The organism is Kineococcus radiotolerans SRS30216 = ATCC BAA-149 (assembly GCF_000017305.1).
In the GTDB taxonomy this organism is placed as follows: domain Bacteria; phylum Actinomycetota; class Actinomycetes; order Actinomycetales; family Kineococcaceae; genus Kineococcus; species Kineococcus radiotolerans.
The window spans coordinates 2,038,360-2,052,445 of sequence record NC_009664.2; the positions used below are offsets into that span (position 1 = coordinate 2,038,360).

The following is a 14,086-nucleotide window of genomic DNA, read 5'->3' on the forward strand; positions in this document are numbered from 1 at the left end:
GGGTTACTCCGCGACGGTGGTGGGGGTCGCGGGCGAGCCCTGGGCGGGGACCTCGCCGTGCTGCCCGCCCGCGGCCTCGGCCTCCCCCTCGCTCAGCGCCGTGGTGCTGGACAGCGGGATCTCGGGGAGGAAGAACGCGATGACGGTGCCGAGCAGGAACATCGGGACCATCCAGGCGAACATCGGGACCAGGGCCGTGGCGTAGGCGTTCACGACGAGGTCGGCGACCTGCGGCGGGAGCTGCTCCAGCGCGGCGGGGGTCAGGGAGCTCGCCCCGCCGTGACCGCCGGCGGCGACGTCCCCGCCCAGCGCCCCGCCGAGGCGCTCAGTGAGGCGGCTGCTGAACAGCGTCCCGAGGACCGCGATGCCGATGGTGACGCCGAACTCGCGGAACAGGTTGTTCGCCGAGGTGGCGGTGCCGATCTCGCGGGGGTCGACGGCGTTCTGCACGGCCAGCACGATGATCTGCATGAACAGGCCGAGGCCGGCGCCGAGGACCGCGACGTAGAGGCACAACTGCCAGAGCGGGGTGTCGAGGGTCATCGTCGACATGGCGTACATCCCGCCCGCGGCGACGAGCGTGCCGACGACCGGCAGGAACTTGTACCGCCCCGTCCTCGTCACCACCGCACCGGAACCGATGCTGGTGACCAGCAGCGCGACGACCATGGGGATGAGCAGCAGGCCGGACCCGGTGGCGTCGACGCCGTAGGACATCTGCAGGTACGTGGGCAGGTAGGCCAGGGCGCCCATCATCCCGGCGCCGACGACGAGGCCGAGCAGCGTGGTGACGACGAACGTGCGGTTGCGGAACAGCCGCATCGGCAGGATCGGTTCGGGGACGGCGCGCTCGACGAGGACGAACGCGACCGCGGCGACCAGCGTCCCGGCGGCGAGGCCGAGGATCGTGGCGGAGGTCCAGTCGTACTGGCTGCCGCCCCAGCTGGTGACCAGGACGAGACCGGTGATGGCCAGGGCCAGCAGGACCATCCCCGCGTAGTCGATCTTCGCGGTGTTCTTCCGCTGCGGCAGCTTGATGGTGACGGCGGCGACGACGAGGGCGACGATCCCCAGCGGCAGGTTGATCCAGAACACCCAGCGCCAGTGCGCGGAGTCGGTGAGCCAGCCGCCGAGCAGCGGGCCGGCGACGGAGGAGACGCCGAACACCGCGCCGATGGGGGCCATGTACTTCGCGCGGTCCTTGGCGGGGACGACGTCGGCGATGATCGTCTGCGACATGATCATCAGGCCGGCGCCGCCGAGGCCCTGGACGCCGCGGGACAGGATGAGCCACAGCATGTCCTGGGACAGCCCGCACAGCGCGGAGCCGAGCAGGAACAGGGCGATGGCGACGAGGAAGAGGTTCTTGCGGCCGACGAGGTCGCCGAGCTTGCCGTAGACGGGCATGGCGATCGTCAGGGCGAGGGTGTACGCGGTGATCGTCCAGCTCATGTGCTCGAGCCCGTCCAGCTCGCCGACGATCGTCGGCAGCGCCGTCCCGACGATGGTCTGGTCGAGGGAGGCCAGCAGCATGACGAGCATGAGGCTGGTGAAGATCCAGCCGATGCGGGGTTTCGCCTCGGCGGTGTCGCGGGGTGCGCTCAGCGGCGCGGGGGTGGACATCGGGGGTGCTCCAGCGGGTGGGGGTGGGTCAGGGGAGGAGGGCGCGCAGGGCGGTCCAGGCCGCCCGCGTGGAGGTGACGGGGTCCGGCTGCCGGCCGGAGAGCCAGCCCATCCCGCCGACGCGGGCCAGCGACCCGGCGACGGCGGCGCAGGCGGCGGCGCTGAACTCGTCGAGCCCGTCGCGGGCCACGATCGCCTCGGCGAGGACGCTCTCGCTGGCCGCGATGCGGGCCAGCAGCGCAGGCAGCAGCTCGGGCGTGGCCTCGACCAGCCGCATCACCTGCAGGGTGCGGTCGCGGTCGTGGCGCCCGGAGGCGGACTGGGCGGTGAACAGCTCCTCCAGCGCGCCGAGCAGCGGGCCGGTGGAGGCGCGGAACGCGTCGAGGAGGTCCTCGTCCCAGGGGACGGCGTTGTGCAGGAGGGCTTCGTCCTTGGTGGCGAAGTAGTTGAAGAACGTCCGCCGGGACAGGCCCGCGCGGGCGGCGATCTCGTCGACGGTGACCGCGTCCCAGCCGGACTCCAGCGCGAGGTCGAGCGCGGCCTGCGCGATGAGGGCGGTGGTCTCGGTGCGTCGGCGTTCGCGCAGGGAGGGCTGGGCGGTGGTCACCCCTTCACTTTGCACTCAGTGCAGACTTTGCGTCAAGTGCAGGGGTGACCACCACCCGGTCGGCTCACGCCCCCGCCGCGCCGCCCTCCCCCGCGCCCGCGTCAACGTCGGCGTCGGCGTCGGCGTCCACGAGGGTCACCGCGGCGGCGAACCCCTGGGGGTTCTTCGTGATCTCGACGACGCGCTGCATGAGCGGCTCGATCGCGGTGACCTTGTCCAGCGGCGCTGCCACGACGAGCTGGAACCCCAGCCCGCGCCAGGCGTTCACCCCGCGCGCGGTGAACTCCCCGTCCGACTTCACGAAACCCTCGTCGAGGAAGACGGGGGCGAAGGTGGGCAGGGCGTTGCGGCTCGTCCCCAGCTGGTAGCGCAGGGCCGCCCCGACGATGAAGGCGATGAGCTCCTGCACCTCCCCGCCGGACTTCCCGCCCAGGTGCTCGTAGACGCTCAGCGTCCGCCCCGTCGTCGCGTCGACCCGCAGGGCCCGCACCGAGGAGTGCTTGCGGACGTCGAGCAGCAGGTCGCGCTCGGACAGCGAGCGCGGGCCGCCGGGGCGGATGCGGTCGATGAACGCCCGCAGCGCCAGGAACCGCGCCTCGACCGCCGCCGGGTCGTCGGCGCGGGTCGTCCCCGACGCCAGTTCCCGCAGCTCCCGCTGGAAGACGGCGACCTCCGGGCTCACCTGGGGCTGGACCTCGATGTGCAGGCGGTCCCCGCCGGAACCGAAGGGCAGACCGGCGAGGATCTCGTTCACCGGCGCCAGCCGGTTCAGGATGTCCGCGCCCGCCTGCCGGAACTTCGACTGCAGGTTGAGCAGGTCGTCCCCGCTCCAGCTCACGACCTGGCGCCGGAAGGCGTCGGCGCGCTGGGCCAGCCCCTGGGCGGTGAGCTCGTCGAGGATCTCCCGGTACCCCTCGTAGGAACCCACGCCGGAGCCGAGGTTCGGCTGCGGCCAGCGGCTCTGGAACGCCTTGAACGCCCGCTCCAGGCGCGCGGCGGCGTCGGACTCCCGCTGGACCGCCGCGGTCCGCCCCTCCCGGGTCGCGGCACGGACCTTCGGCACCAGCCGGCGGAACAGCAGCAGCGAGTCGTCGGTCTTGAGCTGCCCGTAGACGGCGTCGAGGTGGGCGCGCTGCTCCGGCGTGGGTTCCACCCCGCGCTCCTCCAGCGACGCCAGGCGGACGGCGACCCGGTCCTGCTGCTCGACCAGGTCCGCCCACGTCCGCTCCGTGGAGCGCACGGTGGTCCGCGCCAGCGCCTCGGTCTCCCGCGCCGCCTCCACCGCCTCGGCCAGCCGGTCCCGCTCGGCGCTGAGGACGACCACGAGGTCGTCGGCGCCCAGCAGCCGGTCGATCTCCGCCCGCTTGCCCGCCACCACCGCGGCCGTGCTCGCGGTGTCGACGTCCTCCCAGCGCGCCTCGGCCCGGCGCTGGTGCGCCTCGCGGTCGGCCAGCAGCGCGTTCCGCTCCTCCTTCACCGCGTCCTGGTCGCGCTGGTGGGCGGCGAGGCGTTCCCCCACCGCGGCCAGCTCGTCCTGGATGCGGGTCAGCAGGGCCTCCGGGGAGAACCCCAGGATCGCCCGCAGACCCCGCTGACCGCCGTGCGCGCCGCGGTCGCCGTGCTGGACCTGACCGGCCAGGGTGATGCGCCGCACGCCGTCGTCGCGGAAACCGTCGGGGGTCTCCACCGCCAGGTGCGGGAACTCCTGGGCCAGGACCGAGCTCAGCCACCCCCGGTACGGGGAGTCCGCCCTCAGCTCCAGGCGCCCCACGAGGCTGCGGGGGTCCAGGTCCTGCGCGGGGCGGTCCTCGTCGGCGAGGCGGTAGCGGACCCGCTGGGCCAGGTCGAGGCCGTCCACGCGCCGCCGGAACACCTCCGCGAGGGAACGGTCCACGACCAGCGTCCGCGCGAAACCGCCCAGCAGCAGTTCCGCCGCGGTGCGCCAGCGCGCGTGCTCGCGGGGGACGTCGAGGAGCTCGGCGACGAAGGGCAGGTCGGCGGGGGCGGCGTCCAGGACGCGGGCGATCGCGGCGCGCGCCTCGTCGAGCTCCCGCGGGACCAGGTCGGAGCGCTGCGCGAACCACCGCTGTTCCTCCAGCAGCCGCCGCCGCTCCGCGAGGTCCGGGCTGGCGGACTCGGTGAGCGTGCGCGCGCGCTCCTCCAGCCGCGTCAGCGCCGCGGGGACCTCCCGCAGGAACCGCTGCGACTCCCCGCGGCGGGCCTCGAACTCCGCGCGGTCGCCGGGCAGGGCCCCCAGCGGGCGGGTCCGGTCCTGCAGCGAGCGCCACGCCTCCTCGGTGCGCCGGTGGGTCTCCTCCGCGACCTCCAGCTGCGCGCGCAGGGCCTCCAGCGCACCCCCGCCGCTGGCCTCCAGGGACTCCCGGTTCTCCCGCGCCTGCGCCTCCAGGTCGCGCCGAGCGGCCTGGGCGGTGCGCAGGTCCTCCTTCGCGCGGCCCGCGGCGGCGCGGGCGTCCTCGACCTCCGCGACGAGCAGCGCGGACTCGGTGCTCGCCACCCAGTGCCCGAAGGCGCTGCGGTCCTCGGGTTCCTCCGCGTCGAGGGCGTCGACCATGGCGATGGCGCCGCGGGCCCCGCGCAGGTCCTGGTGCAGGCGCGGCAGTTCCCCGAGGACGTCGATCTGCTCCTCGGCGGTCCGCATCGTCTCGTAGGTCGCCTCGAGGTCGGCGAAGTGCGCGATCGCGGAGTCGGCGGCCTCGAACGTGCGGGGGCGGTCCAGCACCATCGACTTGTAGAGGTGGTCCACCGAGACGACGTCACGCCCGGCCTGGATGCGCCCCAGCAGCTTCATCGCGGCCGTCCCGTCGCCGTCGGCGCCGATCCCCAGCAGCGGGTGCAGGTCGGCGGCGAAGCGGGAGTAGGACTCGTAGAACTCCAGCCCGCTGAGCTGGCCGCGCATCTGCCGGCGGTCGAAGCGGCGCTCCGCGAACGGCTCCACCGCCCGCAGGTCGAAGTCCCCCCGGAACAGGGCCAGGTGGTCCTTCACGTCGCGCGGGTCGGTGGCCGAGGCGGGCGCGTAGTACAGGCGCAGCGGGGTGACGGTGCGCCCGTCGGTGTGGCGGAACGTGAACGCCACCGCCGACCACGCGTTCACCGGGTTCCCCGCCGCGTCGGTGCCGCGCAGGGTCGCGTCGCGGTTGCGGCCGGTGTCCTCGTCGAGGACCTCGTCGAGCTTGCCCCGCACGTAGGACAGCGGGTTGCGCTGGGTCGCGGAGCGGGCCCGGCCGGTGACGGCGTCGTTGCTGGCGCCGTTGAACGCCGCCGTGGTGTTCATCATGACGGCGATGTAGGCGTCCAGGGCGGTGGACTTCCCCGTCCCCGACGCCCCCGTGACCAGCGTGGCGCGGGGGTCGAAGTCGATGCGGTGGTGGCCGTCGAAACCACCCCAGTTGACCATCTGGACGTGGGAGACGTGCCACTGCTCCCGGGTCGCGCCGGCCAGCGCCAGCCCCGGGATCGCGGCGTCCCCGCTGGTGACCGCGCTCACGCCGGCTCCCCCACGACGTCCCCGGCGACGTCCTCGGCGGCGTCCCCGGCGGGGGCACCCGCGCCCAGCCGCGCCGCGATGCGCTGCACCACGTCGACGGGCAGCAGCACCTCCAGGATCGGGGACACCCGGTACCGGTTCTCCGTGCCCGTCTCCAGCAGCACCTCCTGGCGGACCAGGCTGTCCACGCCCGCCGCGGCCGACTGCTCGTCGCGCACGTGGTTGGTGCTGTCCAGGGGACGGAAGTGCGCGACCTCCTGCAGCAGTTCCTCCCGGTCCACGAACACCGCCCCCTCCCCGCTCGCCGAGCGCGAGCGCGCCAGGCGGCGCAGGCAGATGAGCAGCGCCGTCTCCTCCCGCGACCACGGCTGGTCGTGCAGCAGCGTCGGGAACCGCTGCTGCCCGGTGCGCGACACCGCCTGCTGCTTGTACGCGACCTGGTGGTCCTGGTCCACGACGAGGTCCAGGAACACGTCGTTCAGCCGCGACCGCAGCGCGCGCTGGTTCTCCACCAGGACCCGCCAGGAGCGCGGGTGGCGTTCGGCGGAGAGGTAGCGGCGCTTCAGCAGCTGCACCAGGACGGTCCGCACCGCGCGGGGCAGGGTGCCGGTGTCCCCGGTGAACAGGCCCTCCTCGTCCAGCGCGGCGGGGTCCTCCCCGGCGCTCGCGGGGTCCAGGGCGTCAGCGGCGTCGAGGTCGTCGCCGTCGGTGCGCTCGTCGGGGGTGCTCATGCGGGGTGATCGAACTCCTCGTGCGGTTCGTGCGGTTCGTGCGGTTCGGGTCGCGGGGCGGGCAGCGGGAGGTCGGGGCCGGCGAAGCGGTGCACGACCCCGTCGGGGCGGGTGGTCGCGTAGACCGCCCGGCCGCGGGCCTCGCGCGGGTCCGCGCCCCCGCCCGCGACGGCCAGGTGCAGCAGGCCCATGAGGTCCGCGGGACGGCGCAGGTCCACCGGCAGGCTCTCGAACAGGGCCCCGGTGCCCGGGGCGGGACCCTCCGGGGGGTTCCCCAGGGCCTCGCGCAGGCGCTCGAAGTCCGGGCCGCCGAAGCGGCGCAGGTCGCTCAGCGACGACCCGCCGGCCGGGTCCTCCCCGTGCCGGCGCAGCGGCGGGGGCGCCGCGTCGTCGGCGGGGTCGTGCAGCCGGGTCCGCAGCGAGGCGACGTCGAGCCGGCTCACCCCCGCCGCGACGCCCGCGTCCAGCGTGGTCCGCGGGCCGGTCGTGGCGAACCAGTCCGTCAGCCGCTCCGCGCACGCCCGCAGCGCGTCGTCCAGCTCGCGGTCGCGCAGCGGGTCGTGGCGCAGGACGTGCGAGCGCAGCGACGCCGACAGCAGGCGCCGCTGCTCCAGGACGACCTCGATGCCCTCCACGAGGGTCTGCATCGTCCGTTCCAGGGTGGCGGCCTGCTCGGCGGGCAGCTCGCCCGCGAAGCCGTGGCCCAGGATGGTGGCGATGTCGGCGTGCAGCTCCCGCGAGGTCACCTCGTCGCGGACGAGGTCGACGGCCCCGGCGAAGGCGCGCCCGGACAGCGACCCCGTCAGCACCTCCTCGGAGCGGCGCAGGTAGTCGTCCAGCACCTCCCCCGAGGGGCGCTGCTCGGCGCGGAAGTCGCTGACGATCTCGCGGTGCAGGCGCCGGACCTCCTCCGAGACCCGCAGGAAGTCCCCCGGCAGGGCCGACAGCAGGTCCTGGAGGTTGAGGTACTCCCCCAGCATCTGCTCGTCGGAGGCCTCCTCGACCTCCCCGCCGGCCAGCAGGCGGTCGCGTTCGGCGCTGAGGGAGGCGATCTCCTCCTCCAGCCGCTGCAGGCGCCACTCCCGGTCGGCGCGCGCCCCCGTGGCGCAGCGGCGGGCGGTGTCCAGGATCGTGCGGATCCGGGACTCCCCCAGCAGCACGCGCGGCCCGGACAGGCGCGCGACGTACTCCACGGCGTCCTGGGCGTGGGAGGTGAGGGCGTACTCCTCCTCGCCCTCCTCCCCCGACGCGGCCAGCGACAGCCACTGCCGCGCGACCCAGCCGCGGCACAGGTCGCGGGCCGGGACGTCGGGCACCTCGTGCCCGTGCAGGGCCAGCTCCCCGAGGAGGCCGTGGACCTGGCTGTGCAGGCGGTCGGCGGGGACGCGGGTCCGCTGACCGGCGAACACGCAGGTCAGGACGGCCACGACCAGGGGGCCGGAGGGGCGGCGCAGCAGCTCCAGCGTCGGTCGCGCGAACGCCTGCTGAGCGCGCACCAGGTCGTCGCGGATGCTGCTCATGGTCCCCTCCGGTGTGCTGCCTGCCCGGAGAACCGTAAGGGACTCAGCCGGGCGTCCCGCCCGGCGCGGGCTCGGGGGCCTGCTGCGACCACCAGTCGGCGTAGACGGTGGTCCGCGCCAGGTGCCGGGTCAGGTCCGGGGCGCCGTCGTCCCACCACACCGGCCCGCGCTCCCCCAGCGCCCGCTTGGCGGCCTCCACCCGCGCCCGCGCCGCCTCGCGCGCCGCGGCGTCCTCGGCCCGCAGCGCGGCCCCCTTGGCCCGGCGCGCGTCCATGAGCTCCTCGACGAGCTCCTGCCGGCGCTGCGGGTCCAGCGCGGGGTCGGAGCGGCGCCACAGCCGTCCCCGGACCACGACGTAGCGCCCGTCGGGGGTCACCAGGGGTTCCTCGGCCACGGGTCCGATGCTCGCCGCGGCGGCGGGGGCGCGCACCCCGGGGACCCCGGGGCGGGTCAGTCGCCCCCGCCGCCGCCCCCGCCGGAGTCCGACCCGCCGGACCCCCCGTCGGAGCCGCCGTGGTGACCGTCCCCCCAGTTGCCCGAGCCGGTGTCGGAGGAGGAGGAGTCCCCGCCCGCGAGGGCGTGGGCCCGGACGCTGACGGCGGTCTCGACGTCCTCCAGCGCCTCCAGCGCCTCGGGGGGCAGGGCCCGGGCGGCGGCCAGCACCTCAACCGCGTCGTCCAGGTCGAGCTCCCCGGGGTCGCCGGGGTCGCCGGGGTCCCCGAGCAGCGGGGCCAGGCCCCCGGCCCCGGCCAGCAGCACCAGCAGGCCGACCGTCGCCGGGTCGACCGCGCCCGCCCGGCGCGACCCGGCGGCCCGCACCGCCGCGCGCACCTGCGTCCGCAGGGGGGTGACGGACTCCTCCCGGGGGAACCAGCGCACCGACGTCAGCACGAGGAACCGCCGCCGGCGCTCGGTGCGCAGCGCGCCGGTCTTCGCCAGGGCGGCCACCGCGTCGTCCCACAGCGGCCGCGCCGCCAGCGCGCGCAGGCTGCGGCCGACGTCGCCGCCGGTGTCGGCGACCACCGCGAGGGCGGCGGCGAGCCGGGGTCCGGGGTCGGGGCCGGGGTGGGCGCGCAGCGCCTCGGTGCCCGGGTCGAGGTCGAGGCGGCGCAGCAGGACGAGCTCGCCGAGCAGCGCCCCGGCGAGGACCGCGGCCACGGCCCGCGCGGGCGCCCGGCGGCGGCCGTCGGCGTCGAGCAGGAGCAGGGCGGCCCGGTCGGCGATCAGCACGGGGAGAACCTAGGGGGTTCCCGGCCGGTCGGGGGCGGAGTTTCCCCCGCCCGTCCACGCCGGCCCGCGCGGCGCCCGGTTCGGGGACGGCGAACGGCCGGCCCCGTCGCGGGACCGGCCGTTCACCGGGTGGTGCTCCGTCGGGCGGTGGTTCAGTGCACCGGCGTCCGCGGGCCGGGGACCAGCGGCGGGCGCCGGACCAGCAGCGACAGGGCGAGGGCGACCAGGGAGATGACCCCGCCCCACACGAACGCGCTCCGCACCCCGTCGGCCGTGGCGTGCAGGGCCGTGGCCCCGCCCGCGAGGCTGTCGGCGGAGGTGGTGGAGAGGACCGTGACGAACAGCGCGGTCCCCGCCGCCCCGGCGAGCTGCTGGACGGTGCCGACGATGGCGCTGCCGTGCCCGTACAGCTCCGCGCGCAGCGACCCGAGCGCGGAGGTGAACAGCGGGGTGAACATGAACGCGAGCCCGACGCTGAGCAGGGTGTGGACGGCCACGACCATTCCGGCGGGCGTGCCCGCGTGCAGCGTCGTCAGCAGCCACAGGGCGCCGCTGACCAGCACCGCGCCCGGCGTCACCAGCGGCCGCGGCCCGTACCGGTCGAACAACCGGCCCACGACGGGCGAGAGCACGCCCATCGCCGCGCCCCCGGGCAGCAGGAGCAGACCGGTCTCCAGCGACCCCAGCTCCAGCACCGTCTGCAGGAAGATCGGCAGCACGATGAGCGTGCCGAACAGGCCCATGAAGCTCGTCACGAGCACGATCGTCGAGACGGTGAACGAGCGGTTGGCGAACACCCGCAGGTCCATCAGCGCGCCGGAGGTGCGCTGGAGGCCGAACTGCCGCCGGACGAACGCCGCCAGGGCGAGGACCCCGACGAGGACGGGGACCCACGGCGCGACCGGGGCGTGCCCGGTGGCCGACTCCCCGAGGCTGGACAGCCCGTAGATGAGGCCGCCGAAACCGACCGCGGACAGCAGCAGCGACAGCACGTCGAGGCGGGCGTGGCGCGGGGCGGTGACGTTGCGGACCTTCCAGGTCCCCAGCCCGAGGGCGATGAGGGCGATCGGCAGCACGATGATGAACATCCACCGCCAGGACAGCGAGTTCAGGATGATCCCGGAGATCGTCGGGCCGATCGCGGGGGCGACGGAGATGACCACCGAGATCATGCCCATCGTCCGCCCGCGGCTCGCGGCGGGGACGAGGGTCAGGGCCGTCGTCATCAGCAGCGGCATCATCACCGCCGTGCCGCTGGCCTGCACGATCCGGCCGACGAGCAGCAGCTCGAAGCCGGGGGCGACGGCGGCGATCGCGGTGCCGAGGCTGAACAGGCTCATCGCCGCGACGAAGACCTGCCGCAGCCGGAAGCGCTCCATGATGAAACCGGTGGCGGGGATGACCACGGCCATGGTGAGCATGAACCCGGTGGTGAGCCACTGACCGGTGGCGGCGGTGATGCCGAGGTCGGCCATGAGGCGCGGCAGCGCCACGCCCATGATCGTCTCGTTGAGGATGACGACGAAGGCGGAGACCAGCAGCAGGGCGATGACGGTGCCGTCACCGGGGGCCAGCCGGTCCCGCTCGGCCGGGACGGCGGCGGGAGCAGCGGCCGGGGGTGGCGCGGGCAGGGTGGTGTCCTCGTTGGTGGACATGGGTGGGGAACTCCTCGGTGTGGTGACCGTCACCACCGTAGTGGCAGTCACTGCCAACTCGACAGTCGTTATCCTCATTCCCGTGACCACCGTCCCGGACCTGCGCGAACGCCGCCGCCTGGCCACCCGGGCCGAGATCGAGCAGGTCGCCCTGGACCTCTTCGCCCGGAACGGCTCCGAACGCACGACCGTCGACGACATCGCCGCCGCGGCCGGGGTCTCCCCCCGGACGTTCTTCCGCTACTTCGCCACCAAGGAGGACGCCGCCCTCGGCGCCAACCGCGCCTTCGACACCGCCCTGGCCGAGCGCCTCGCCGCGCACGTCGACGGCCGCTCCTCGATCGCCGACGTCGAGGCGGCCATCGCCGACGTCCTCGCCGAGATGGCCGCCGAGGACGGCGCGGTGCAGCGGATGCTGCGGGTGCGCTGCCTCGTCGTCGAGGACGCCGGGCTGCGCGCCGCCCTGCTGCGCCTGGACGCCGAGCAGTCGCGCGCCTTCTTCGGGCGCATCGCCGCCGCGACCGGTTCGCCCACCGTCGACCTGCGCGCGCGGATCGTCGCCGAGACCCTCGGCGCCGCGCTGCGCGCCGCCCTCGACGACTGGGCCGCGCGGCGCGAGCAGGGCGAGGACGTCGACCTCGTCACCACCTACCGCCAGGCGTGCGCGACGCTGCGCGAGGTCACCGCCCCCTGAGACCCGACCCCGCGGGGAGGGGCGCTCAGCCGAGCAGGCGCGCCGTGCGGTGCAGCATCGCCTGCACCACCGGCCCGTGGCCGACCGCGACGGGCGCGAAGTAGGCCCGCCCGCGGCGGCCCTTCAGCCGGACCGCGGTCGTGCACCCCACGAGGGAGCGCGCGACGTCGACGGCGAGGGCGATGCGGACGTCGAGGTGCGCGTCGTCGACCGCGATCAGCGCCTCGTCCCCCACGACCCGCACCCGCTGGAACGCGGCGCCGTCGCTGCGCGGGACGCCCAGCAGCGGGACCAGGGCCTGCCGCGCCGCGATCGCCGCGCGCACCCAGGACGGCGCCCCCCGCGGGGAGAACATCGTCGTCGCCCACACCCGCGGGTCCACCGGCGCCCCCGGGGGCAGCGGGACGATGTGGACGTCGCAGAAGTCGGGGGCGGGCAGGTCGTCGAAGACGCAGGAGCCGAACACCCCCGCATCCTCCCGCCCCGTCACCGGCGGTCGAAGACGGCCGCGACCTCGGGGATGCGCTCGACGTAGCCGGCGAGGAGCTTTTCGGCGACGTCGGCGGAACGGACCAGCGGGTGGGTGGCGAAGGCCAGCAGCGCCTCGGTGCGGTCCCCGTGCACCGCGGCGGCGATGACGTGGCGCTCGACGGCCTTCACCTGCTGCATGAGGCCGAGCTGGTGCAGGTCGGGGGCGTCGGTGGCGAAGGGCCGCACCCCGCTGCCGTCGACGGCGACGGGCACCTCCACGACGGCGTCGGCGGGCAGGCCCGCGACGGTGGAGCCGTTGCGCACGTTGAGGATCGCGGTGGAGGGCTCGTCGCGGGCGATGGCGGCCATGACCGCGAGCGCCACCCCGGCGTAGCCCTGCTGGGAGGGGTCGGTCTCCGGCGGCTCCGGGTTCTCCGGAGCGCCCTGCTCCCCGCCCTTGGCCTCGGCCATGTAGCTGGCGCTGCGGTCCAGGACGGTCTCGCGCCACAGCTGCGCGGCCCCGGACCCGGCGTGCGGGAGCCGGTCGAAGAACTCGCCCTGGGTCCTGAGCAGGAACTCCCCGCGGGTCAGGGCGGCGGCGCGGATGCGGGCGACGGCCTCGGCGTTGCGGTACCAGTAGTAGAGGTACTCGTTGGGGACGTTGCCGAACGCCTTCAACCACGGGGCGCCGAAGACGTGCCGCTCCTCGAGCTGGGCGAGGAGCCCGTCGTCGCCGAGGAGGTCGGGCAGCACGTCGCGCCCGCCGACGACGACGCGGCGCAGCCAGCCGAGGTGGTTCAGCCCGACGTAGTCGAAGCGGGCGTGGCCGGGGTCGTGGCCGAGCAGCAGGGCGACGCGTCGGCCGAGGCCGGAGGGGGTGTCGCAGATGCCGAGGACGCGGTCGCCGAGGACGGCCTGCATGGCCTCGGTGGTGATGCCGGCGGGGTTGGTGAAGTTGAGGACGTGGGCGTGCGGGGCGAGGCGCCTGACCCGTTCGGCGACGTCGACCACGAACGGCACCGTCCGCAGGGCGTAGGCGAGACCGCCGGGCCCGGTGGTCTCCTGGCCCAGCACCCCGAGGTCGAGGGCGACCCGCTCGTCGGCGCAGCGCCCGGCGAGGCCGCCGACGCGGACGGCGGCGAAGACGAAGTCGCTGCCCTCCAGGGCGCGGTCGAGGTCGGTGGTGGTGCTCAGCCGCGGGGGGTCGTCGAAGCCCTCGGCGAGCTGGTCGAGCACGGTGCGCATCCCGGCCAGGCGGGTCTCGCTGGTGTCCTGGAGGGTGACGGCGGTGACGCGGGGAAACCCCCGGTCGCGCAGCAGCGCCTGCCAGACGAACGGGGTGCGGAAACCGCCCCCGCCCAGGATCGCGAGCTTCACGCCGTGGCCCCCCGTGGCTCGATCACGCGCAGAGCCTACGGCCGGGGGCGGGTGGCCGACGAGCTCCCGGGCGGGCCGCCGCCCGCGCCGGGCACCGGTTGCCGACCCCCCACCTCCCACCTAGCGTGGCGGGGAGTCGACACGCCGACTGCCCCGATCCGGCGCCGCACCCGCGCGCGTCTCGACCTCGTGTACGGAGAGCCCACCATGACCACGCCGTTCCAGATCGACCGGTTGACGTCCCACCAGGACCAGCCCTCGTCGGGGCAGCTGACCGCAGCCGTCGTCGGGTCCTTCTACCTGGTGCTGGGGCTGTTCGGGTTCATGGTCACCGGCTCCTCCAGCTTCACCGGCTTCGACCCCCAGCACAACATCGCCGGGATGACCGTCAACCCCCTGCAGAACGTCCTGCACCTGCTCATCGGCGGGGTCGGCATCGGCGCCTACGTCGGGCCCAGCGTCGCGCGGCTCTACGGGGTGGGGCTCTTCGTCGTCTGCGGCGCCCTCTGCGTGATCGGCCTCATCGCCGGCGGGGACGCGAACTTCCTCAACGTCGACCAGGGGGCCAACGCCGTGCACGGCCTGACCGCCGTCCTCGGGGCGCTCATCGCGGTGCTGCCGGTGGGGCGCAACCGCGCGGACTCCGCCCAGGGCGAGCGCTGAGCGCACGGCG

At 75.1% G+C, this 14,086-nt stretch carries 12 protein-coding genes; 2 read left to right on the forward strand and 10 right to left on the reverse strand.

Annotated features, from left to right (window positions below):
• Window positions 1–3 precede the first annotated feature (3 nt).
• From KRAD_RS09795 to KRAD_RS09830, 8 genes are all read right to left on the reverse strand, one after another.
• Window positions 4–1,623, reverse strand: a complete 1,620-nt coding sequence (locus KRAD_RS09795) for an MDR family MFS transporter (protein WP_012085412.1) — start codon at window positions 1,621–1,623, stop codon at window positions 4–6.
• Between the two features lie 28 nt (window positions 1,624–1,651).
• Entirely contained in the window at window positions 1,652–2,230 is a 579-nt protein-coding gene (locus tag KRAD_RS24215; RefSeq protein WP_012085413.1) for a TetR/AcrR family transcriptional regulator, read from the reverse strand.
• A gap of 64 nt (window positions 2,231–2,294) precedes the next feature.
• Window positions 2,295–5,735 carry an ATP-binding protein gene (locus KRAD_RS27515; protein ID WP_012085414.1) on the reverse strand — a complete coding sequence of 1,147 codons (3,441 nt, stop codon included), beginning with the start codon at window positions 5,733–5,735 and terminating at the stop codon, window positions 2,295–2,297.
• Window positions 5,732–6,466, reverse strand: coding sequence for a DUF4194 domain-containing protein (locus KRAD_RS09810; RefSeq protein ID WP_012085415.1), 735 nt, complete (start codon window positions 6,464–6,466; stop codon window positions 5,732–5,734). Before KRAD_RS09810 ends, KRAD_RS27515 begins: the two co-directional genes overlap by 4 nt.
• Window positions 6,463–7,986: a DUF3375 domain-containing protein gene (locus KRAD_RS09815; protein WP_012085416.1), complete on the reverse strand. Its 1,524-nt coding sequence runs from the start codon at window positions 7,984–7,986 to the stop codon at window positions 6,463–6,465. The genes KRAD_RS09810 and KRAD_RS09815 overlap by 4 nt, the downstream gene beginning before the upstream one ends.
• Before the next feature lie 43 nt (window positions 7,987–8,029).
• Window positions 8,030–8,380 carry a hypothetical protein gene (locus KRAD_RS09820; RefSeq protein ID WP_203417537.1) on the reverse strand — a complete coding sequence of 117 codons (351 nt, stop codon included), beginning with the start codon at window positions 8,378–8,380 and terminating at the stop codon, window positions 8,030–8,032.
• Window positions 8,381–8,436: 56 nt separating this feature from the next.
• A complete protein-coding gene (locus KRAD_RS09825; RefSeq protein WP_012085418.1) occupies window positions 8,437–9,216 on the reverse strand; it encodes a GPP34 family phosphoprotein in 780 nt (259 codons plus the stop codon).
• Between the two features lie 152 nt (window positions 9,217–9,368).
• On the reverse strand, window positions 9,369–10,871 hold the full coding sequence (locus KRAD_RS09830; protein WP_012085419.1) for an MDR family MFS transporter: 1,503 nt from the start codon (window positions 10,869–10,871) through the stop codon (window positions 9,369–9,371).
• Between the two features lie 82 nt (window positions 10,872–10,953).
• Here KRAD_RS09830 and KRAD_RS26560 point away from each other — a divergent pair, with 82 nt between their 5' ends.
• A complete protein-coding gene (locus KRAD_RS26560) occupies window positions 10,954–11,565 on the forward strand; it encodes a TetR family transcriptional regulator (protein WP_049821143.1) in 612 nt (203 codons plus the stop codon).
• 25 nt (window positions 11,566–11,590) lie between these two features.
• Here the strand turns inward: KRAD_RS26560 and KRAD_RS09840 are convergent, their stop codons facing one another.
• Window positions 11,591–12,031: a DUF2867 domain-containing protein gene (locus tag KRAD_RS09840; RefSeq protein WP_012085421.1), complete on the reverse strand. Its 441-nt coding sequence runs from the start codon at window positions 12,029–12,031 to the stop codon at window positions 11,591–11,593.
• Between the two features lie 20 nt (window positions 12,032–12,051).
• On the reverse strand, window positions 12,052–13,413 hold the full coding sequence (locus KRAD_RS09845; RefSeq protein WP_012085422.1) for a 6-phospho-beta-glucosidase: 1,362 nt from the start codon (window positions 13,411–13,413) through the stop codon (window positions 12,052–12,054).
• Between the two features lie 207 nt (window positions 13,414–13,620).
• Here KRAD_RS09845 and KRAD_RS09850 point away from each other — a divergent pair, with 207 nt between their 5' ends.
• Window positions 13,621–14,076: a DUF4383 domain-containing protein gene (locus tag KRAD_RS09850; RefSeq protein WP_012085423.1), complete on the forward strand. Its 456-nt coding sequence runs from the start codon at window positions 13,621–13,623 to the stop codon at window positions 14,074–14,076.
• The last annotated feature ends 10 nt before the right edge of the window (window positions 14,077–14,086 follow it).

Excerpts from the sequence above, each read along its gene's own strand:
- KRAD_RS09810 (WP_012085415.1), bottom strand. The coding sequence starts at position 6,466 with ATGAGCACCCCCGACGAGCGCACCGACGGCGACGACCTCGACGCCGCT.
- KRAD_RS09815 (WP_012085416.1), bottom strand. The coding sequence starts at position 7,986 with ATGAGCAGCATCCGCGACGACCTGGTGCGCGCTCAGCAGGCGTTCGCG.
- KRAD_RS09795 (WP_012085412.1), bottom strand. The coding sequence starts at position 1,623 with ATGTCCACCCCCGCGCCGCTGAGCGCACCCCGCGACACCGCCGAGGCG.
- KRAD_RS09830 (WP_012085419.1), bottom strand. The coding sequence starts at position 10,871 with ATGTCCACCAACGAGGACACCACCCTGCCCGCGCCACCCCCGGCCGCT.
- KRAD_RS09850 (WP_012085423.1), top strand. The coding sequence starts at position 13,621 with ATGACCACGCCGTTCCAGATCGACCGGTTGACGTCCCACCAGGACCAG.